The sequence below is a fragment of the Mesorhizobium sp. B2-7-2 genome (assembly GCF_006440775.1).
Lineage (GTDB): Bacteria > Pseudomonadota > Alphaproteobacteria > Rhizobiales > Rhizobiaceae > Mesorhizobium.
In genome coordinates, this window is sequence record NZ_VFTZ01000019.1 from 51620 (window position 1) to 72353 (window position 20734).

Here is a 20734-nt window from a genome sequence, read left to right on the forward strand (position 1 = left end):
TCATTGCGTCGTCAGTTCAGCCAGCGCCCTTTGTAGGGGCGCCGGCGAGACCTGGATCGGGCCTGAGAACGGGCTGTCCATGTCGACGATCAGATAGACCGCCGCGGCGACCAGCGCCCCGGAAACGAAGCAGGTGAAGACGACGGTGCCGTTGCGCGGCGCCCGGAAGCCGAAGCTGGCGAAGATCAGCGTCAGCCAGGCGACGAGCAGAACGATCAGCGATGCGGGTATGGCGCCCTCGGACTGTTCGGCCAGTATCCAGCGCTGCTCGATCAGCTTCTGCAGTTGCTGTGTCGCGGCCTGTTGTGCGGAGGTCTGCTTGGCATCCGCCGGCGTCAATCCCGCCAGGATGTCGCCGACCTGGTTGAGCAGCAGTTCCGCCAGCCTGTTCGGGACGACAGTCGTGTCGCTGTCGGCGGCAGAGGTGTCGACGACGCGCTGGACGTATGCGGTCAGCGATTGCCGGGCGCTGTCCGCTTCCGGTCCGTAATGCCGCAGCGTTCGATCAAGCAGGATGAGATCGGTGGCGAAGGTGTGGACGTTGCCGTTGATAGCCTCGAAGGTGTTCTTGGCTGAATTGATCATCAGGCCGAGCATAAGCGACGACATCACCACGAACAGGTTCGCGGCAAGCCGCACCACCGCGCTGGTGTCGTCCTGAAGGTGGTGAGCAGGGAAGCGCTCGTGCAGCATCAGGCTGACCAGCGAGGCCCCGGCCAGACAAGCAAAGATCGCTGCTCCTACAAGCACTTCGCCCATGGCTAATATTGCGCACGGGAAAGGAAGCTTGCCAATCGGCTTCGTAAGTTCGTCATTCTAGGGCGGAGCGACGCGCAGCGGAGTGAAGACCCTAGAATCCATGCCGTTACCTATGAGCATCACGGCGGTTCAGGCTGATCCTTTGTTCTGCAACGCTCTTACACCTCGGCAAGGGTCGCGGCATGGATTCTAAGAGGGTCTGCGCGCGTCGCTTCGCTCCTTGCTCCGCCCTAGAATGACGAAGTCAAAAATTCGCCACCGCAAAGCACCTTCCAATACAGTCCAAAGCCTTTATGTATGAACGTCGGGGCGGCTCCCAATCACTCACGAGGCAATTCATGACAATTCGCGCTGTCGTCTGGGGCGAGAACATCCATGAGCGGACCAATGAGGTGGTGGCCTCCATCTATCCGGAAGGCATGCACGCGACCATCGCCACGGCGCTGAACACCGACGCAGGCATATCAGCCTCGACCGCGACGCTGGAGCAGCCGGAGCACGGCCTGCCGGAAGCTCGCCTGGCGGAAACCGACGTGCTGGTCTGGTGGGGTCACAAGGACCATGGCGCGGTGGCCGACGAGGTGGTCGAGCGCGTAGCGCGCAGGGTCTTCGAAGGCATGGGGCTGATCGTGCTGCATTCCGGCCATTTCTCGAAGATCTTCAGGCGGCTGATGGGCACGCCCTGCACGCTGAAATGGCGCGAGGCCGGCGAGCGCGAGCGGCTCTGGGTAACGAGCCCCAGCCACCCGATCGCCGACGGCATCGGCGAGTTCTTCGAGCTCGAGAACGAGGAGATGTATGGCGAGCAGTTCGCCGTGCCCGAGCCGTTGGAAACCGTCTTCATCTCCTGGTTCCAAGGCGGCGAGGTGTTCCGCTCGGGCCTGACCTACCGGCGCGGCGCCGGCAATGTCTTCTACTTCCGCCCCGGACACGAAACCTATCCGACCTATCACGACGCCACCGTGCAGAAGGTGCTGCGCAATGCGGTGAAGTGGGCGCACAACCCGCAGGGATCGAAGCCCGCCATCCTCGATGCGCCGAACGTGCCGGTCGAGAAGGCGCTGGAGCCGATCGAGGAGCGCGGGCCCAAGCTGCATGCGCGGGGCGAGGCCGGCTTCCGCTAAAAAAGCGCCTCTCCGCTTCGTTTGGGATTGCGCGCAAACAGCGCCCGGGTCACATTTGCCCCGTTATTGAATCGAACCAAATCGCTCAAAGGGACAGAAAATGCGGCTTTTGATACTTGGTACCGGCTGGATGGCGCAGGAACATGCCCGCCGCTTCGGCGCGATCGAGGGCGTCGAGATCGTCGGCGCGGCCGATGTCGATGCGGCCCGCGTCGGCGAATATGCCGACGCCTACAAGATCCCGAGGCGCTTCACCTCGCTGGAGGCGGCTCTCGACTGGGGCGATTTCGACGCGGTCGCCAATGTCACGCCGGACCGCATCCATCATCCGACCACCATGGCGCTGGTCGCAGCTGGCAAACCGGTTCTGTGCGAGAAGCCGCTGGCGGAAAATTTCGGCAAGGCCAGCGAAATGGCCGATGCCGCGGAAGCCGCCGGCATCGTCAACATGGTCAACCTCACTTATCGCAATGTCGCCGCGCTGCAGAAGGCGCGCCGGATGGTGCAGGCCGGCGAGATCGGCACGGTGCGCCATGTCGAGGCGTCCTACCTGCAGAGCTGGCTGGTGTCGAAATTCTGGGGCGACTGGCGCACCGACCCGAAATGGCTGTGGCGGCTGTCGCGCGGCCACGGCTCGAACGGCGTGCTCGGCGATGTCGGCATCCACATCCTCGATTTCGCCAGCTATGGCGCGGCGCTCGATATCGACCATGTCTTCTGCAGGCTGCGCACCTTCGACAAGGCGCCGGGCAACCGCATCGGCGAGTACGAGCTCGACGCCAACGACAGTTTTGCCATGACGCTCGACTTCGCCAACGGCGCCTTCGGCGTGGTGCATGCCAGCCGCTGGGCCACCGGCCACATCAACGAGTTGCGCCTGCGCATCCATGGCGACAAGGGCGGCATCGAGGTGGTGCACAATCTCGACGGCTCGATGCTGAAGGCTTGCGTCGGCGAAAATGTCGAGAACGCCAAATGGGAAGAGCTCGACGCCGGCACGGTGCCGACCAACTACCAGCGCTTTGTCGAGGCAGTGAAGGGCGGCGTGCAGACCGAGCCGACGTTCCGCCACGCGGCCGGCTTGCAGAAGGTGCTGGATCTTGCCGTGGTGTCGGACGAGAAGCGCGCCGAGTTGAGGGCGCACGCGGACACGCAGTGAGGCCTCGCTCGACGCAGGGAAGCGTGGCGTTCTACGGCGCCCCCCTCTGGCCTGCCGGCCATCTCCCCCCACATGGGGGGAGATCGATGTCGCACCGGCTTTCGCCTATTGTTGGCGTCTAAAGAAGCGCAGCCGCGAAGCTGCCAATCTCCCCCCTTGTGGGGGAGATGTCCGGCAGGACAGAGGGGGGCGCTGTCTCGCCAGCCTAGCCATGTTTTATCGAGACCGATAAATCCCGACAGCCGCCGCAACCAGCGCCGCATTGCCATCCGCGACACTGCCGTCCGGCAATTCCTTGCCATCCTCCAGGCCTACCCGCGTCGACAACTTCCTTGCCGCCGCGCGCTCGACAAATGGCCAGACTGTGGCGTTCTCGCCATGCAGCAGGATGGAGCGACGAATGCCGGCGCGTTCCAACACCGTCTCGATGCCGTCCGCCACGGCAAAAGCTTCATCCAGCGCCTGCTCGGAAATCTCGACCAGCACGCGCAGCACCCGGCCGCCATGATCGAGGCCGACCAGGCGCTCGGCGTCGGCAATGGAAGCGAGCCCAGCTTCGATGCCGATGCCGCGCTGGCGCAGGCTTTCCATGACGACGGGCGCCGGCGTCTCGCTGAGATTGACCGAGGCATAATCGGGCAGCTCGCGCCAGCCGGAGATGGCAACCAGCGTGCGCAAATCGTCGTTCTCGATCCAGGCGCCGGTGGAGACGCCGATCAGCGTGCCTGGACAGGCGCGGCGGATTGCTGCGACCGTGCTGTCCATCGCCTCCGGCGCAAGGCTCTCTCTTCCGTCGGCGCCGCGCGCGTGCACATGCAGCTCGGCCGCACCCGCCGCGATCGAGGCTGCGGCGTCGCGCGCCATCGCGTCGGGATCGAGCGGCAATGCGGGGTGGAAGTCGGCGGCTCGGGCGCCGTTGATGCAGGCCTGGACGATCATCGTTGCGGCAATCCTGTTTCGGCTGGCCAGAGCCTAGCCCAGGATCGGATTGGTCGGAACCGGAGCGTCGAAATCTCCTGACAGGCCGCGCGCGGTCATATCCCTCTGGCCTATCGGCCAAAGGGATAGACATTCTTCGTGGCGATTGCCGAACTTCGAGAGTCCGTTATGCCGGCACGCGCTTCAGCGCCTGCGCCATGCAGTGGATGCCGCCGCCGGTCTTGGAGATCTCGCTCATGTCGACGGCCGCGACCTCGAAGCCCTGTGCCTTCAGCTTTTCGATCAGCGTCTTGCTCGACGTCGGTGCGATAACCCTATCCTTGCCGAGCGACATGAAGTTGCAACCCAGCGCCATCGTGTCCTGGAAGGGCACGTCGATGATCTCGTGGCCCTTGCCCTTCAGCCAGTCGACGATGCCGGGCTCGGTGCAGGCGAGGCAGACGGCGGTGAGCTTCTCGGCGACCGGCACCACCATCAGGTCGATGTGGACGTAATATTCGTCGATGAAGGCGAGCCGCGTCTCCCAGCCTTCCTTGTCGAACCAGGCCTGCACCTGACGCGCGCCTTCTTCCTGCGTGCGGGCGCCGCCGCAGCCGATCAGCACCACGCCCTCCTCGATGACGTTGAAATCGCCGCCCTCGAAAGTGCCGGCGGTCACCATGTCGTAGATCGGAATGCCGAGCTTTTCATAGGTGCGGATGGCGGCGTAGTTTTCGCCGCGCCGCCACCAATTGGCCATGGCGGTTATGAAGGCGCCATAGGGCGTCATGACGCTGGAATCGCGCGAATAGACCTGCATCGGCAGCTCCGGTGTCGGCTCGTGCCAGTGGATGTTGACGCCGAAATGCTCGTAGGCCGCGACAAGGTCCTTGTGCTGCGCCTGCGCGATCTGGACGTTGCAGGGCGCTTCACGCAGATGCTTTCGCGACAGCGAGCTGGTCGACAGGTGGCGCAGGAAGTTCGGCGAGCCGAGCAGCACGTCGGTCAGCACATCGGTTTCGTTGGCGAAGCCCCAGGCGGTCAGCGGCTTGGTGCCGCCATTGGGGTTGCGGCGCTGCAGCGAGAACGGCTCGGCGACGATGCGGTCATGGACGGTCATGGTGTTCTCCTCGGGATGGATTGTCGTTGGTCGTTCATGCGGTGGAGGCGGCCGGGATCCACCAGTCGCGCCCACGCGGCGTGGTGACATATTCCGGCCAGCGGAAGTTGATCGGCGGTTCGTAGTCGCAGAGCGGCGCGATCCAGTTTGAGCCGCCGACGCCGCCGCCGGTCCGCCTGACGAACTCGTCCATGGCGGCGTCGCGCGCGGCCTTGTCCTCGAGCAGGCGCAGCGCCGTCAGCGCGACCGTCTTCGCGGCGCAGGTTACCATAGGGTCGATGGTCGCCGGAATGCCGCCCAGCGCGTTCATCGCCCAGGACGGATAAGTATGGCCCGTGACCGCGCGCAGCGCTGGGCGTGCAACGTAGAAGCGCGATGTCGGCGCGTGCCAGCTCATATCGGTGTAATCGTCGGAAGTGGAATTCACCTGCGATGGCGGCAGGTCGCGGCGCAGGATTGCTTCGGCCTCTTGCGGCGAAATCAGCCGCTCCAGCTCGTCGATGAACGGGTTCTCGGTCGCCTCGCCGCCGGCATTGACCTGGACCTCGCGGGCGATCGCCCTCGCCTCTTCGTTCCAGCGCGGCGCGCCGACGGTGGACAGCGCCTGATAGGTGATGCCGGCCATGGCGTGATTGGCCAGCCCCGGACGCGACTTCGACACCCAGTGGCGCTCATGGCGGCAGCCGCTCATCGTCGCCGCGGCTTCGGCATTGCGGTCGAGAACGGCGGTCACCTGCTCGGCCATGGCAATGGTCGGCACGCGGATCATGTACTGGATTTCGGCAAGGCCGGCCGGGAGGTTGTCGGCGGTCGCCTGCCCCGCGGTCAGGATCGCCTCGCTGATCGACCAGCCGCCTTGATGCGTGAGCATGGAATCGCGCAGCGCCTTGGAGGTCATGTACATCATCATCAGCGCGTCGTTGGCGCCGGGCGCCCTGACCGCCGAATGCGCCTGCGGGATGGGTGCTGCGTCGCTGGCGCGAACCCAGTTCTCCGGTTCGTCGCAGATGAAGCGGTAGATCATCGCATAGGCGGCGCCGCAATGCGTGTCCCAGCGCGCCGTGTTGCAAAGCGGCAGCATGTAGAAGGGATGGAAGGAGATCATGCCGGCAAGGCCGTCATAATAACCCTTGGCAGCATGGATAGGCTTGGAGCCCCGCACCTTCTCGGCCGGCTCGCCGGTGAAGCGCAGCGTGCCTTTGATGCCGTGCTCCAGCATCGCCGCCTTGGTGGCCAAAAGTCCGCCGAGGCCGCCTATGCCAAGGCCTGAATGCGGATCGGTATGGCCACCCGCCTCGACGCCGAGGCCTTCACGCGGCCGTTTCACCGAAGCGGCGTCCTGGCAATTGCCGGGCACGGCGTCGTATTCGCCATACATGCCGATCACGGGGCCGTCGCCGTTGGTCCAATGGGCGCAGAAGGCCGTGGGCATGCCGCCCGAGCCTTCCTCGACCGAGAAGCCTTCGCGCTTGAGCCGATCCACATACCAGGCCGCCGACTGGTACTCGCGCCAGGCGGTCTCGCCGAAATCGAAGATGGTGCGCGTCCAGGCCGACAGTAACGGCTGGATGCCGTCGATGCAGGCAAGCGCCGTCTCCTGCGCTGAAGTCGTCACCGGTTCCTCCATGCCTTAAAGAAAGCAGTGAAGCGGCGCATCAAAAAGTGATATGTTTTCCCGGCTCGTGCAAATTCGGTTCACCTGAGGCCTCTTGCGAATACCTTCCACGCAGGCGCTGCGCGCCCTCGACAGCTTCGCCCGTCACGGCAGCGTCTGGCGCGCCGCCGACGAACTCCACCTCACCCGCAGCGCCGTCTCGCATCAGCTGCGGCTGCTCGAGCGTGACCTCGGCTTCGATCTCCTGCAGCGCATCGGCAAGGGCGTGGCGCTGACGCCGCGCGGCCAGCGCTACGCGGCCGACGTCAGAAAGGCGCTGACAGTGCTCGGCGATGCGGTGACGCAGGGCGGCGGCGCCGGCGTCGGCGGCTCCTTCGCCATCTCCTGTCCGCCGGGCTTCGCCTCAATGTTCCTGTGCACCCATATCGGCGAGTTCCAGCAGATGTATCCGGACGTCGCGCTCTCCGTGCTGACGCCACGGCGGCTCGACGATGTCAGCAATGCGGAGGCCGACGCCTTCATCGCCTTCGGCGTCGGCAATTGGCCGAACCGGGCGGTGGAACTGCTGTGCGAGGTCTCCTTCACGCCGCTCTGCAGCCCGACGCTGCTCAACAAGGTCGGCGGATTTTCCAAACCAGCCGACGTGCTGCGAGCCAACCTGCTCCATCTCAGCGACACCGAGGACTGGGCGCGCTGGCTGGCGCTGTCTAAGGTGGAAAATCCCGACACCGAGGGCGGCATCTTCTTTTCCGACATGAATCTCGTCTTTTCGGCTGCGATCGCCGGCCAGGGAATTGCGCTCGGCGACGAACTGACCGGACGCCGGGCGCTGAGCGAGGGCCGGCTGGTCAAGCCGTTCGAAGCAACCGTGCCCTCGCCGCGCGCCTATTTCCTGGTCTTCGAGCATGCCAAGGCCGGACATCCGGTGCTCAACGCCTTCAGCGACTGGCTGCGGGCGAAGCTGTCGGAGAGCAGGCTTTAGGCGGATTGAGAGCCACCGCCCTCTCCGGTCGTCATCCTCGGGCTTGACCCGAGGATCCATGCCGTGGCGTTGGCCCAAGGGTGCGGCGGGTGAGAATTCTGGACCGTTGCAACGCTCGTAGGTAACGGTATGGATTCCAGGGTCTGCGCGCGTCGCTTCGCTCCTTGCTCCGCCCTGGAATGACGACGGCACGCACGCTTTGGCTAATCGCGAACGTTCGTGAGCACGTCGAACGCTCATAAACGCTCCGGCCGCCCACCAACCCTCGCCACCCGTGAATCAAATTTGCCGATCGGGCGAAAACTATTCGGTTGCGGTGAGCCGCAGCCGTGCCTACGATTTGATCGACCGTGAGGAAAGAGGCAGAATGCAGCAACCCGGCCGGGCCGCAGAGATCAAGGCGAACGGGATAGGCAAGAGCTTCGGCTCGTTCCGGGCGCTGGATAATCTGACGCTCGATATCGGCCGCGGCGAGTTCCTGACGCTGCTTGGGCCTTCCGGCTCCGGCAAGACCACCTTCCTGATGATCCTGGCCGGCTTCGTGCAGCCGAGCGAAGGCAAGCTTTTCAGCGACGGCGTAGACATCACCAATCGGCCGGCCGAGCAGCGCGCCGCCGGCATGGTGTTCCAGGGCTACGCACTATTCCCGCATATGAGCGTGGAGCAGAACATCGCCTTCCCGCTCAAGGTGCGCAAGAAATCCACTTCCGAGATCAAAAACCGTGTCGGCGAGATGATAGAACGCGTCGGTCTCAATGGCCACGAGAAGAAGCTGCCGGCGCAGCTTTCCGGCGGCCAGCAGCAGCGTGTGGCGCTGGCCCGCGCGCTGGTGTTCGAGCCGGGCGTGCTGTTGCTCGACGAACCGTTCTCGGCGCTGGACAAGAGCCTGCGCGGCCAGATGCAGGCCGAGATGAAGCGGCTGCACCAGGAGACCGGCACCACCTTCGTCTTCGTTACGCACGACCAGAGCGAGGCGCTGGCACTGTCGTCGCGCGTCGCCATCTTCAACCACGGCAAGCTGTTGCAGGTCGGCAGGCCTGACGAGGTCTATAACCGGCCAACCAACCGGTTCGTCGCCGAGTTCCTGGGCGAGATCAACATGCTGCCGGTGAAGGGCGTGCGTCCCGCCGACAATGGCGCGACCGGGCTCTGCGAGGACCGCGCGGTCAACATGCGATGCAAGGCCGAGGCGATCAAAGGCGACGCGATCCTCGCCATCCGCCCCGAGGACATGTCGATCGCGCCGGAAGCGTTCGCCAACCAAAACGGCATTGCTGCGACGGCCGTCGCCTCGACTTATCTCGGTGCCGCGACCAAGCTTGACCTCACCACGCGCCAGGGCGCCAAGGTCACCGTCTCGGTGCCGAACGAGGTCGCGGCCGCTGCGCTGAGCAAGGGCAATTCCGTCTGGCTGACCTGGCCGGCGGAGAAGGGTTTCCTCCTTCCGGACGGAGGACAATAGAGAGCGCCGCCGCGGCCTTAATTCGCCGCCCGGCTTCCGGTTCAAAATCAACGACAACAAGGGGAACTGACATGACGAACGAAACCAAGAAACAAACGATCGAAGCCCTCGCCGAGCGGACCAGGCGCGGCGAGATCTCGCGCCGCCAGTTCGCACAGCTTGCGGGCCTCGTGCTCGCCGGCACGCCGATGCTTTTGCGCTCGACCCGCGCTCAAGCCGAGACCAAAGGGCTGGTGCTGGTGAACTGGGGCGGCGACGCCATCACGGCTTACGACGCCGCTTATGGCCAGCCCTTCACCAAGGACACCGGCATCCCTGTCAAGATGGACGGTTCCGGCCCGACCGAAGGTGCTATCGCCGCGCAGTACAAGAGCGGCGCGCCGACCTGGGACCTGGTCGACGTCGATCCGTTCTCGGCCATCACGCTCGGCGGCCAGGGCATGCTCGAGCCGATCGACTACAAGGTCGTCGACAAGAGCAAGATGCGGCCGGGCTTCGGCTGGGAATATGCCGCCTCGACCTATTTCTTCTCCTATGTGATCGCCTACGACTCGCAGAAATTCGGCTCCAACGTGCCGACCGGCATGGCCGATTTCTTCGACGTCAAGAAATTCCCGGGCAAGCGCTCGCTCTACAAATGGGGCGTGTCGAGCTGGGAAGTGGCGCTGCTGGCAGACGGTGTGGCACCCGCCTCGCTCTATCCGCTCGATCTGAAGCGCGCGCATGACAAAATCGCCGCCTTCAAGGAAAACGTCGTCTCCTATTGGGGCGGCGGCGCCGAAAGCCAGAGCGTGCTGCTCAACGGCGAGGCATCGATGGCGATCGTGTGGTCGACCCGCGCCTCGCTGATCGAGCAGGACTCCGGCGGCCAGATCAAGTTCATCTGGGACCAGGGCCTGATCTCGCCCGGGGCACTGGCGGTGCTGAAGAACAATCCCGGCGGCAAGGACGCGGCGATGAAGTTCATCGCCAGCACCCAGGATCCGCAGAAGGAGCTGGTGATGTTCGACAAGCTCGGACAGGGCCCGGCCAATCCGGCGGCCGATGCGCTGATCCCGGCCGACAAGAAGCGCATCAACCCGGTCGATCCGGACAATATGAAGAAGCAGATCCCGCTCGACATGGATTGGTACGCCAAGAATTACGGCGCCGCGCTCGACGAATACACCAAGATCATCTCGGCCTGAGAGCGGGATGCATTTTGATGGATTGGGGCATCCCGCTCTGTCTTTTTGTTGGTCGCATTTGTGCGACGCCAAGTGATTTCACTTGGCTGCAAAATGCTCTGCCGAGACTTTCTGACCGATGAGAGGCCCCCTCTCCGACAGGATGGGCGCGGCGCTGTTGATGGCGCCGCTGCTCCTGTTTCTGATCCTTGCCTACGCCTGGCCCTTCCTCGGCGTGGTGAAGTGGAGTTTTACCCTCCCAACGCCAGGCCTCGGCCAGTACCACGCCTTGCTCACCGACGACCTTGTGCAGTCGGTGTTCATCCGCACGCTGCGCATCGCGGCGATCGTCACCGTGGTCTCGGTGACCGCAGCCTATGCCATCACCGTGGTGTGGGTGCGCGGCAGTCCGGCGCAGCGCGTGCTTGCCGAGTTCTGCATCCTGGTGCCGTTCTGGATCTCGGTGCTGACGCGCGCCTTCGGCTGGGTGGCGTTGCTCTCCAATCGCGGCCTGATCAACACCTGGCTGCAATCGATCGGCTTCATCTCGGAGCCGCTGACCTTGGTGCGCAACGAGTTCGGCGTCATCGTCGGCATGTCGCATTTCCTCATCCCCTTCGCGGTGTTCCCGCTGGCATCCGCCATGCGCAGCCTGGACGAGCGCGTGCTGCTTGCGGCGCGCGGCCTGGGCTCCAGCCGCATGCGCACCTTCTGGACGGTGTTCGTGCCGATGACGCGCTCCGGCATCATCGGCTCGGCGCTGATCACCTTCGTCTTCTCGCTGGGCTTCTTCGTCACGCCGGCAATCCTCGGCGGCGGCCGCAGCGTGATGATCGCGGAGCTGATTTATCTGCGCATCTTCCAGAGCCCGGACTGGGGGCTGGGCGCGGCGATCAGCGTCGTGCTGGTGGTGTTCGTCGGCGCGCTGATGGCGCTGCTGTTCCGCTACGTCAAACCGAAGCAATTGGTGTAGCACGATGCCGACCTACCGCCCCGGCCCCGTCTCGCTGCTCCTCGCCGTGCTGGTGGCGCTCTTCCTGCTGATGCCGCTGCTTGCCGTCATCCCGGTGTCGCTGACGCCGAGCCGGATGCTGACCATGCCGACGGGTGAATTATCGCTGCGCCACTACCGTTCGCTGATCGAGGATCCGCGCTGGTTGGACTCGATCCTGCTGTCGCTCAGGATCGGCATCGTCAGCAGCGTTCTCTCGACGGCACTGGCGCTCACCTTCAGCCTCGGTGTGTGGATGTTCCAGCCGCGCTTCACCGCCGCTCTTGTCGGCTTCGTGCTGTTGCCGATGGTGGTGCCGCCGGTGGTCTCGGCGGTGACGCTCTATTTCCTGCTCACCTCGGTTTCCGGCATCACCTCCTTCTTCGGGTATGATACCTGGCTGGGCGTCGCCATGGCGCATTCGGTGATGACCGTGCCTTTCGCCACGGTGCTCATCCTGGTGTCGCTCAGCCAGCTCGACCGGCGCATCGACCTTGCCGCGCGCGGGCTCGGCGCCAGCGTGTGGGAGCGCGCGACGCGCGTCATCATGCCCAACATCAAGTTCGGCATTGTCACCGCGGCGCTGCTGTCTTTCGTGCTCTCCTGGGAGGAGATCGGCGTGACGCTGTTCATCACCTCGGTCAACGCCATCACCCTGCCGCGCCTAATGTGGATGGGCCTGCGTGATAACATCGACCCGGCGATCGCCGCGCTCTCGGTGATCCTGATCATCATCACCGTGCTGGTGCTCGCCGTGCGCAGCGTCGTCACAAGGCAGCGCGGCGCACGCTAGAGCGATGCTTCGGCGGGCGGCAAGCCACGTCGTCATCCCGAAGTGCAAGAGGCCCGCCGGAGCGGCGAGCCTCCTACGGAGCCGAAGTGGAAGCTCGGCGCCATCATGATCCGGGGGTGTGGATCGACTCGAAATTTAGCCAACAGCGCCCGACCAGGCGACTTACAAATCTGTAATCTTCGGCTGATCCAGGCCCCCGCTCATACTCAAAATCATTTACTATCAGGGGCTTGCAGCGAAAATCGGGCTTCCAAGCGTCGCCTCTCAAACAAACGTGATGAACCGCCCGGCGAGCGGTATGGCAGGAGCGGTTCAAGGAAACGTGGGCGGGTCACGACGCGGCCGCTTGCACGCAGTCTGCGCCATGGAAGCGCCGCGCCGGACGAAGGCCCCCCGGCCTCGTCCGTGCGTGCCAGTCTGTTCAGGCGGCTTGCGGCCGTCGCATTCTCTCGACAAACGCCTGCCTTGCCGGTCCGGCAAGCGGCTTGTCCATGGTCAGCAGGCCATCGAGCAGCGCCAGGAGCTCGCGCGCTGCCGAAGACTTGCAGGAATAATAGACCATCTGACGATCGCGGCGGGTTTCGACAAGGCCAAACCTGCGCAGTTTGGCCAGGTGTTGCGACAGCGCCGACTGGCTGAGTTCGACCTTGTCGGCGAGCACGCCGACCGAGAGTTCGCCCTCAGCGAGGTAGTTCATGATGAGCAGACGCTTCTCGTTGCCCATCACCGCAAGAAAGGCTGCCGCGCTTTCTGCGTTGGCGGTAAGTTTCTTGGTGACCATCGATTTCCCCATGGTTCATGCTCTTCCGAAGGCCATGGGGGCAATGGCTTCGGAGTTCCAGAGCGTTGACGGGCCTGCCCCGATTTGGACGGGACCTGCCCTGCTTCTTTTCGACCAGAACCCCTTCGTAACCCGGTTGCCACCACGTCGGGGTTGCTGGTCTCGGACAGAACGCACGGCGCTTTTCTCGACGCAAGTCAATGCAGACTCGGAAAAATTCCGTGCTGCTAATGCGTATCAGCGCAGCGCTCATTCGGCAAGAATATAACGAGGCGGGCAAAAACAGCGGTCAGCCGCAGCCGAGAAAGCAGGCCGGCCGAGGCGGCTTACCAACGAGGCCTGCGGCGATGTACCGGCGACTCACTCCCGATCTTGAAGCATGCTAATATGTTAGCCGGGGCAGAGAGGGGCCGGGCTATAGGAGGAAGCCATGACCGCTGTGCGCAACACATTCACCCCCGACGAGACGGCCATGCTTGGCCGTGTCTACGCGAACGGCAATATCGAGGGCGAGACCGCCGAACAGAAGGAAGCGCGCGCTTCGCGCATCATCGCCAATTACATGGCGGGCATCACCGACGAGGCGGAATTGATGGAGCTTTCGCGGCGGCCGCTTGGCAGATGAGCAGCGTGCGCCACCTTCGTGAGACGGCTTCACGTTAAGTTGACGTTCCGGATCGGAACCACGCGGCAAAATTTCGTGTTCCGACATATTTCGGGAGAGCTTTCGCGATGATCCAGGGATGGTTTTCCAGGCCGGTCGAAGTCGCCGTCGGCGTTTCCGGCTCTATCCGGCATATATCCAACGCGGAGCAAGCCGTCGAACTGCTGACCGGCCAATGGCGCGATGCCGGCAGCGCGCTGCATGGCGCGGCGCTGCGCGCCTGCCGCCGGGCGATCCGCGGCGACATCGCGGCGGACAACGCCAGGGAGGCCTTTATCGTCGCCGCGCGCGAGGCGCATGTGCTGGTGGAATAGAGCGTTTCAAGGCTCTTTGGTCGCGCGATTAGCGGCCCGGATCGCGCGCCAGCCGGTGCCCATGAGCCGGTCCGAACGCGGCCTGTCGCTACCTTAAGATTCTTCGGAACCTAATGCGCGGTGGTTGGTTAACGCGCGGGTTCCGCATCGCCCCGCGGACCTGCATCGGGCGCCCATCCGGCGCCGATTGCTTGCTCTAAAGACAATCACAAGAACGGAGGAAGTGATGAACGATGTCTGGTTTTCCGAACCAGTCGTGATCGATTTCCAGCCAAACGGCCAGCGCAAGGTATCAAGCTGTTTCGAGGCGATGGAATGCCTCGACCAGCGCTGGCCGGGGCCGGCGCGCGGCGGCGCCTGGCGCTCGGCAAGCCGTGTCTGCCGCGATGCGCTCGATGGCCTGCGCAGCCCGGTGGAAGCCCGCAAGACACTGCGCAAGGCGGCCAAGGTCGCCGGCCTGCTGGCGTAGCCCTCGATTTTCCATTGGCGCCCTACCAGGGCGCCGCCAAGCCCGTCGCGGTTTCCCATTGCCGCGGCGGGCTTTGTTTCAATGAGGGCGAAGCGACGACCGACGCATACTGCAGGACACCACGCATCCCGTGAGACACGTGAGAAACGCCGGCCGCGGGCTTCGGGGCTGCCTGACGGGTTCAGGCCGTTCCATTTTGGCGAGTCGGAGCCGCAACGCGAGCGCCGGTAAACGGTCGGTTCCATAGCGGCGGGCGCAAACCAGGCTTGCGCGCCTGATCAGGCGAAATCGCCAAGCACTTCGGGAAACTGGACCGCCATCGCTCCTTCATCCGCCTGCCGGGCGTAGAGCCGATGCATCTTCGTGCCGTCATATCTGGCCCGGCGGCGCTGCACGTCCTTGCCGAAAAGACCGGCAACAGCGTCGAAGCGCCGGATGATGCGCTTCATCACGCCGCGTTCGAAGGGTATGCGCTGCTCGAACGGCTTGCGCCAGGGCGTGTCCTTTGCCAGGTCGCGCCATATCCTGAGAGCTTCGAGTTCGACGCCGACCTGATTGCCCCACGGCTTGCCGCCCGCGAAATGCCTGGCCCAAGCCTGCGAGAAGCGAAATTTTCTCGCTCCAAGCGATTGCAGATTCCAGTTGGGGTGCATTGTCTGCCATTTGCCCTCGAAGACGACGTTCAGGGCATTTTGATCGTTCATCTGGCCATGAATGGCGGTCTTTCGCGTCTGCTCCAGCAGGGCGTTCTCCCGGACGGCGTTCATGTCGAAGACGACGACACCGGAATTGAAATACGGCGCTCCGGGCGCCAGCTTGAGCTTTTGCCGGTATGAAGGCCTGAAATACATGTAGTCGTCATGCGCGGCGAGCAGCGGCGCGTGCAGCCGCTGCCCGGCCAAGTCATTGATATCTCTGTTGAAGAGAACATCGCAATCCGCGTATGCGATGCGATCATACGGCTCGAAAACCGGAAACTGGTCGGCGAAAAGCCGAACGTAAGCGGCAATGCTGTGTGTTCCAAAGCGAAAGCCGAAATTGGTCATGAAATCCGTGACATCGACCAGTTCGACCTTGCCCTTAAGCAGATGACGGGCGACCTCAAAGTCCGTTTCGCTTGCGCCGGTGTAGAGCAGAAAGCCGTCGATGGGCGTGGAGACATCAATTATCCGGCGCGCCGCCAGACAGGCATACGGAAAGTAGTTGCCATCGGTCGCCAGGAAGAAACACGACTTCATTTTCCGCTAACCGCTAGCCGTCATCTCGTTGCGGTGCCTGCCACAAAATGCTTCTCGACGAAAGTCTCAATCGGGCCGGTGAGCGAGGCCGCCTCGCGCTTGATCTTATCGTCGTCCCAGCGCCACCACTGGATTGCCAGCAGCTTCGCTATGGTCTCCTCGGGGAACCGATATCTGATCAGTCGGGCTGGAGACCCGCCGACGACGGCATAAGGCGGCACATGTTTGGTCACGACGGCACCGGCGCCGACGACCGCGCCATCGCCGACCTCCACGCCCGGCAGGATCATTGCACCATTGCCGATCCAGACGTCATTGCCAACGGTGATGCCGGCCGGCTTGCCGCCTTTTGCGGTTGGCTCCGGCTGATTCAGCAACCGGCTGTAGATTGGAAATGAGGTTGCGCTCTCGGTCGGATGCTGGCCAGAGCAGATGAAAACCACACGACCGGCAACCGAGCAGAAGGCGCCGACTTGCAACGGAGCATCCTTCAAGGGGGCCAAGACTTTTCGCCATGTCACGCCGTAGGTATGGCGGCCAACGGTCACATGCTCCGGCAATCCGGAGCGCATGTCCCTTAGCCATTTGGAAAGCGCCGACATCCAGATCCCTCCCCAATACTTCTGCGACATAGTCTCGGACCGGCCGAACCATCAACCGGGAACTTCGGTCGGCGCAAGGGAGCGATCCACCGAAAACCTGTTATCCGCGCAACGACATTGGGGAAATTTCGAGTGGATTGAGGTTGCCTCTGTTGGTAGAGGGGAGCGTCTCAGACACATCTCCCATAGATCGAATGAACGACGTTTTTGGCTATATCGCCTATGGCGATAACGAGGTTTATCACTTCGGCGCGCTGCTCAGCGCGCTTAAGCTTCTGCACAATTGCCCAGGCGCCAGGATAATCGTCGCAACCGACAGGCCCGAACTCTTTCGCCCATACCCCGTTGAGACGATCGCTATAACCGCCGACCAGAAAGAGTTGATGTCTTTCGGCTGGCGCTATCATTTCGGCATCAAGGCTGCTTTCCTGATCGAGATCCTGAAGCGAGCGGACCGCCTGATCTTCATGGACTCGGACCATTATGCTTATGTCGATCCATCCAGAGGGTTCCGACAGATTTCTCCGACACGTTCTTTCATGCGTAAGTGTGAGGGCGAGCATCGGCTTTACCCGGTTCTCACAGGCAAAGGCGTCAAAATCGGAGACTACACCCTGACAGGCCGCGAACCGATGTGGCAAAGCGGAATCCTCGGCATTCATCGAGCCAATGCCGGTGCATTGACCGAGGCCTATTCCGCGATGTTGGCCGTACGCGAATTGACCAATACGGACGCACCGGAGCAGTTTTGCATCGGGGTCGCGCTCTCTCGAAATGGCTTGACTCTGAGCCGACACCGCCTCCCGGTCAGCGACTACAACACACGCGGCAAAAAGGCTTTCGCCAGCCCGCGCGTGCTGCAGTTCTTCAAGATGTACAGCGACGCTCCAATTGCCGAGCAAATAAGAAGAGCCGGCTGGTATCGCCTATGGCGAACTCCCATGGACCTATGGCGCCAGCGAGACAGGTGGTCACTCTAAACTGGCTATGAGAACTGACGGCAGGGGGGAATGTTTCGCCGGATCGAGCAGTTCTGCCATTGATTTCAGCGCTCCGACTCGGCGCCTTCGATCTCTTTCCATACCAGGGGCCAAGGGATCGGGGGCGAACTTCCCTTTCTCCTCACGTCACGTTATGCAGGCCAAATGGGTCTGAAGATTGTTGATATCATAACCAGAGCGCCGGCAATCATCGCGGCGAAGGAAGTCAGAAATGGCTTAGTGTACAAGGCTTTCGAGCATCGGGGCAAAGCGGCCGGACGCATTTTTGCAGACCGCCTGAAAGCCACTGGTGCATCGCGTGTCTGTTTTACGGTGGCGTTCAATACGCCCTGGGTCATAGATGCGCTGGCCAAGGCATGGGAAATGCACCCGCCGGGAATGACCCTGGCCGTTGTCGACAATTCGACCGATCCGGCATCGAGACAGGCAATAGAAAGCATCTGTGAGGTAAGAGGCGTACCTTACTTGGCGCTGCCGATGCGGGTGGAAAAACATCTGTCCAGATCGCACGGAACCGCGATAAACTGGGCTTATCATAACATCATACGGCACCTGGAGCCTGAGTTATTCGGCTTCATTGATCATGACTGTTTCCCGGTAGTGCCTTTTGACATCCCGGCCAAGATGAAAGGCAAGGTTGTCTACGGCAAGCTGTTCCTTCCAGGTCGAAATCATATCCACGAGCCGAAGCCGACCGATCGACACTGGAATTTATGGGCAGGCTTCTGCTTCTATCGCTTCTCCGCCACGAGCGGTCGAAAGCTGAACTTCGAACCCCGCTTGAACAAGGGGCTTGATACCGGCGGCGCAAACTGGAACGTCCTTTACTCGCATTTGGACAGGACAAGTGACGTTGCGGTAGCCATCGCGCGGGAAAACCCGATGACGATGGCGGGGGCGGTCGGGCACCATGAGATCATCGAGGAAGCGTTCTTCCACGTTGCCGGCGTATCCTACCCTGACCGACCCAGTTATCACCGCAGAACAGCCGACCATCGAAAACTCATCCGCGACTACGTCTGGAATACATATCTTGGCGGCGCGAGCGGCAGGGTAGCGGAAGACTTTTAAGCGCCGACCAGATTCGAACCTGCGACCGTCGGTTTAGACGGCCGGTGCTCAAGCCAGCTGAGCGGCGGACCGCCGGCAGACCGTTGTTACGCTGCGTGCAGCGTTGGGATAGCGCTGACATCCACGTCCCGTTCGGCATGCCAAGCATCATGAGCCGCCTGCATGCGAAGCCAGATCGCCGCGCCGTCGCCGAACATCTTTCCGAGCCGAGCCGCGACGGCCGGCGAAACCGGCTTCCTTTCGCGAGTGATATCGTAGAGCTGCTGTCGCGAAATCCCGAGCAGCCTGGCGATCTCCACCTTAGTCTTTCCAGTCGCCGGGATGATGTCCTCAAGCAGCGCTCCCGGGTGGGACGGGCAACGCTCGGCGGGACGCTTCGGCTTGTGCTCGCTCATAAATCCAACTTCCCCAGTCTGTCCGCCTCAATGATACTGTTCGAAGTCGACGCGGGCGGCGTCTTCGCCATCGAATTCAAATGTGATGCACCACGGACCGTTCACATGGACCGTATAACGGGTCGGATCGAAGCCCTTTAACGCATGAAAATCAAACCCTGGCAGGTCCATATCTTTTGGCCGCTCAGAGGCCTCAAGGCGGTCAAGCCGGACAAGGATGCGCTTGTGCATCTTGGCATCGATCTTTCCGGTTTTCCCGGTGGAGAACAGATCTGCCAGCGCTTTGCCTTTGAATGACTTGATCATGCCTAATGTAAGCAGATAGCGTACATAAATCAAGTTGGCGTAAGCAAAAAACGTACATTTGCGGTCGACAAGATTGCCAAAAATGGCGATCCCGGCAGGATTCGAACCTGCGACCATCGGCTTAGAAGGCCGGTGCTCTATCCAGCTGAGCTACGGGACCGTCGGCCGGCCGGGCCGGCTGAGGCGGGTTACGCCAGGCGACGCAAGACCGGGAGTCAATGGGTCCAGGGCGTCGTGCGGTCATAGCGGAAATTGTCCGAATAGGAAATCTGCCGGCGCTTGGTTTCCTTCGGCTCTTCCACGCGATAGGCGATCTTTTCCTTCTCGGCATAAGCCACAGCCTCTTCCTTCGTCTCGAAGGTGAGCTTCACCTGGCTCAGCATGTCGCCCGAGGTGGTGTAGCCCATCAGCGGGTCGATCTTCTTGCGCTGGGCGGGGTCGAATTCCAGCACCCAATGTCCTGTCTTGGCCTTGCCGGACTGCATCGCGGTTTTGGCTGGACTGAAAATTCGCGCGGACATGACCACCTCTTTGCCGCCCGAAGACCGGGCACCTTGTTCGGCGCGACATCAGAGCCTCCCGCAGGAGGCCTGAAATCTCGCGCCAATCCGTCATTACTGCGCAATGGCCGCGGCGGCAAGGCCGCAAGCGGCCAGGCCCCCGCCACTGCGTAGGGAACCTCGCTGCGCTGGCGACATTATCGAAAGGTCGGCCGACCGGCCCGGGCCGGCCCAACCCTGTGAGCCCATCAGAACCGGACGTTTCGCCATGACCAATGCAACCGAACACGCCGTCCTGCAGCTCGCTGTGCTTGTCGGCAGCCTGCGCGCCCAGTCCTTCAGCCGCAAGATCGCCAAGGCGCTCGCCGCCCGCGCGCCGGATTCGGTGCGCTGCCGCTTCATCGAGATCGGCGACCTGCCGCTTTACAACGAGGATCTGGATGGCGACAGCCCGCCTGCGGCGTGGGCGGCTTTCCGCGCGGCGATACGCGAATGCGACGCGGTGCTGTTCGTCACCCCGGAATACAACCGCTCGATCCCGGGCTGCCTGAAAAACGCGCTCGATGTCGGCTCTCGTCCGCCGGGCAAGAGCGTGTTCAAGGGCCTGCCAGCCGGGGTCGTCAGCGTCAGCCCGAGCAAGATCGGCGCCTTCGGTTCCAATCAGGCGCTTCGGCAGACCTTCGTCTTCCTCGACATGCCCGTGATGCAGCAGCCGGAGGCCTATATCGGCAATGTCGCGGAGCTGCTCGACGATAAGGGCGCCGTCACCAATGCCGACACCGCCGCCTTCCTCGAGAATTTCATGGCCGGCCTGGAAAGCTGGATCAGGAGGGTGCATCCCGGCGGCTCGTCCTTCGATGCCTTCATGAAGCAGCGCGAGAAGATCGCCGAGGACTATGTCAATGGCGATGCCACCTCGCTGAAGGCGATCGTCACCCACGCCGGACCGGCGACGTTCTTCTCGCCGCGAGGCGACCATCTCGAAGGCGCCGAAGCGGTCGCCGGCCGCTACGAACGCGACGCTGCAAGCTTCCACAAGGGCGGCAACACCGACCTTGAGGTGCTCCAGGCTTCGGCAAGCGGCGATCTGGCCTTCTGGAGCGGCTTGCAGCATGCCAAGGCGCGCATCGGCAAGAACGGCGAGGCGACCGAGATGACCTTGCGGGTGACGGAAGTGTTCCGACTGGAGGATGGCGCGTTCAAGCTGGTGCATCGCCACGCCGACCCGGCTCATTAGCCGGCGCTTGTAAAAATCCGCGACATAATGCCGGAGGTCTCGCGACATCCGCCTATTTCATTTGGCG

General features: G+C 62.8%; 22 protein-coding genes, 1 tRNA gene and 1 pseudogene. 13 read left to right on the top strand and 11 right to left on the bottom strand.

The genetic code is table 11. The annotated features are described in order from the left end of the window. Positions 1-759 (bottom strand): DUF4239 domain-containing protein, encoded by a 759-nt coding sequence (locus FJ425_RS23105; protein ID WP_140726310.1) that lies wholly within the window; start codon positions 757-759, stop codon positions 1-3. A 338-nt stretch (positions 760-1097) separates the two neighbouring features. Between FJ425_RS23105 and FJ425_RS23110 the strand changes: the two genes are divergently transcribed. Both FJ425_RS23110 and FJ425_RS23115 read left to right on the top strand, forming a co-directional pair. Beyond that, positions 1098-1883 carry a ThuA domain-containing protein gene (locus tag FJ425_RS23110; protein ID WP_140635711.1) on the top strand — a complete coding sequence of 262 codons (786 nt, stop codon included), beginning with the start codon at positions 1098-1100 and terminating at the stop codon, positions 1881-1883. 100 nt (positions 1884-1983) lie between these two features. Next, positions 1984-3042, top strand: a complete 1059-nt coding sequence (locus FJ425_RS23115) for a Gfo/Idh/MocA family oxidoreductase (protein WP_140635713.1) — start codon at positions 1984-1986, stop codon at positions 3040-3042. Positions 3043-3258: 216 nt separating this feature from the next. Here the strand turns inward: FJ425_RS23115 and FJ425_RS23120 are convergent, their stop codons facing one another. The 3 genes from FJ425_RS23120 to FJ425_RS23130 form a co-directional block, all read right to left on the bottom strand. Continuing rightward, positions 3259-3981, bottom strand: a complete 723-nt coding sequence (locus FJ425_RS23120; protein WP_140635715.1) for a 3-keto-5-aminohexanoate cleavage protein — start codon at positions 3979-3981, stop codon at positions 3259-3261. A gap of 166 nt (positions 3982-4147) precedes the next feature. Further along, positions 4148-5080, bottom strand: coding sequence for a dimethylarginine dimethylaminohydrolase family protein (locus tag FJ425_RS23125; protein ID WP_140635717.1), 933 nt, complete (start codon positions 5078-5080; stop codon positions 4148-4150). 34 nt (positions 5081-5114) lie between these two features. Continuing rightward, on the bottom strand, positions 5115-6707 hold the full coding sequence (locus FJ425_RS23130; RefSeq protein ID WP_181165035.1) for an amidohydrolase: 1593 nt from the start codon (positions 6705-6707) through the stop codon (positions 5115-5117). Positions 6708-6789: 82 nt separating this feature from the next. On the opposite strand from FJ425_RS23130, the gene FJ425_RS23135 reads away from it, so the two are divergent. From FJ425_RS23135 to FJ425_RS23155, 5 genes are all read left to right on the top strand, one after another. After that, complete coding sequence (locus tag FJ425_RS23135; RefSeq protein ID WP_140635721.1) at positions 6790-7677, top strand: LysR substrate-binding domain-containing protein; 888 nt, start codon at positions 6790-6792, stop codon at positions 7675-7677. 367 nt (positions 7678-8044) lie between these two features. Continuing rightward, positions 8045-9139, top strand: a complete 1095-nt coding sequence (locus FJ425_RS23140; RefSeq protein WP_140635723.1) for an ABC transporter ATP-binding protein — start codon at positions 8045-8047, stop codon at positions 9137-9139. 71 nt (positions 9140-9210) lie between these two features. Next, entirely contained in the window at positions 9211-10326 is a 1116-nt protein-coding gene (locus FJ425_RS23145) for an ABC transporter substrate-binding protein (RefSeq protein WP_140726313.1), read from the top strand. A gap of 118 nt (positions 10327-10444) precedes the next feature. Beyond that, the gene (locus FJ425_RS23150) at positions 10445-11278 is read left to right on the top strand and encodes an ABC transporter permease (protein WP_140541090.1); all 834 of its coding nucleotides are present in this window, start codon (positions 10445-10447) and stop codon (positions 11276-11278) included. Between the two features lie 4 nt (positions 11279-11282). Continuing rightward, on the top strand, positions 11283-12089 hold the full coding sequence (locus tag FJ425_RS23155) for an ABC transporter permease (protein WP_140726316.1): 807 nt from the start codon (positions 11283-11285) through the stop codon (positions 12087-12089). A gap of 421 nt (positions 12090-12510) precedes the next feature. Here the strand turns inward: FJ425_RS23155 and FJ425_RS23160 are convergent, their stop codons facing one another. After that, positions 12511-12870: a metalloregulator ArsR/SmtB family transcription factor gene (locus FJ425_RS23160; protein WP_140541088.1), complete on the bottom strand. Its 360-nt coding sequence runs from the start codon at positions 12868-12870 to the stop codon at positions 12511-12513. A gap of 430 nt (positions 12871-13300) precedes the next feature. Between FJ425_RS23160 and FJ425_RS23165 the strand changes: the two genes are divergently transcribed. From FJ425_RS23165 to FJ425_RS23175, 3 genes are all read left to right on the top strand, one after another. Then, positions 13301-13495, top strand: a complete 195-nt coding sequence (locus FJ425_RS23165) for a hypothetical protein (RefSeq protein WP_140541087.1) — start codon at positions 13301-13303, stop codon at positions 13493-13495. A 107-nt stretch (positions 13496-13602) separates the two neighbouring features. Continuing rightward, positions 13603-13848, top strand: coding sequence for a DUF982 domain-containing protein (locus FJ425_RS23170; protein ID WP_095767103.1), 246 nt, complete (start codon positions 13603-13605; stop codon positions 13846-13848). A 226-nt stretch (positions 13849-14074) separates the two neighbouring features. Further along, positions 14075-14317 carry a DUF982 domain-containing protein gene (locus tag FJ425_RS23175; RefSeq protein WP_095767102.1) on the top strand — a complete coding sequence of 81 codons (243 nt, stop codon included), beginning with the start codon at positions 14075-14077 and terminating at the stop codon, positions 14315-14317. 278 nt (positions 14318-14595) lie between these two features. On the opposite strand, the gene FJ425_RS23180 is transcribed toward FJ425_RS23175, so the two are convergent. Together FJ425_RS23180 and FJ425_RS32485 are read right to left on the bottom strand one after the other, a co-directional pair. Continuing rightward, complete coding sequence (locus FJ425_RS23180; protein WP_140726318.1) at positions 14596-15555, bottom strand: glycosyltransferase; 960 nt, start codon at positions 15553-15555, stop codon at positions 14596-14598. Positions 15556-15653: 98 nt separating this feature from the next. Further along, a pseudogene (locus tag FJ425_RS32485) lies at positions 15654-15893 on the bottom strand (DapH/DapD/GlmU-related protein); the annotation flags it as partial. A 458-nt stretch (positions 15894-16351) separates the two neighbouring features. Between FJ425_RS32485 and FJ425_RS23190 the strand changes: the two are divergent. Together FJ425_RS23190 and FJ425_RS23195 are read left to right on the top strand one after the other, a co-directional pair. Continuing rightward, on the top strand, positions 16352-17137 hold the full coding sequence (locus FJ425_RS23190) for a hypothetical protein (RefSeq protein ID WP_140541085.1): 786 nt from the start codon (positions 16352-16354) through the stop codon (positions 17135-17137). 165 nt (positions 17138-17302) lie between these two features. Continuing rightward, entirely contained in the window at positions 17303-18229 is a 927-nt protein-coding gene (locus FJ425_RS23195; protein WP_140726321.1) for a hypothetical protein, read from the top strand. Between the two features lie 86 nt (positions 18230-18315). On the opposite strand, the gene FJ425_RS23200 is transcribed toward FJ425_RS23195, so the two are convergent. The 4 genes from FJ425_RS23200 to FJ425_RS23215 form a co-directional block, all read right to left on the bottom strand. Next, positions 18316-18624, bottom strand: coding sequence for a HigA family addiction module antitoxin (locus FJ425_RS23200; protein ID WP_140726324.1), 309 nt, complete (start codon positions 18622-18624; stop codon positions 18316-18318). Positions 18625-18651: 27 nt separating this feature from the next. After that, a complete protein-coding gene (locus FJ425_RS23205) occupies positions 18652-18930 on the bottom strand; it encodes a type II toxin-antitoxin system RelE/ParE family toxin (protein WP_140726382.1) in 279 nt (92 codons plus the stop codon). Positions 18931-19013: 83 nt separating this feature from the next. Then, positions 19014-19090: transfer RNA gene (locus FJ425_RS23210), tRNA-Arg, on the bottom strand. Positions 19091-19145: 55 nt separating this feature from the next. After that, positions 19146-19451 carry an ETC complex I subunit gene (locus FJ425_RS23215; RefSeq protein WP_140726327.1) on the bottom strand — a complete coding sequence of 102 codons (306 nt, stop codon included), beginning with the start codon at positions 19449-19451 and terminating at the stop codon, positions 19146-19148. A 247-nt stretch (positions 19452-19698) separates the two neighbouring features. Here FJ425_RS23215 and FJ425_RS32390 point away from each other — a divergent pair, with 247 nt between their 5' ends. Next, positions 19699-20667, top strand: coding sequence for an NAD(P)H-dependent oxidoreductase (locus FJ425_RS32390; RefSeq protein WP_140541081.1), 969 nt, complete (start codon positions 19699-19701; stop codon positions 20665-20667). Positions 20668-20734 lie beyond the last annotated feature (67 nt).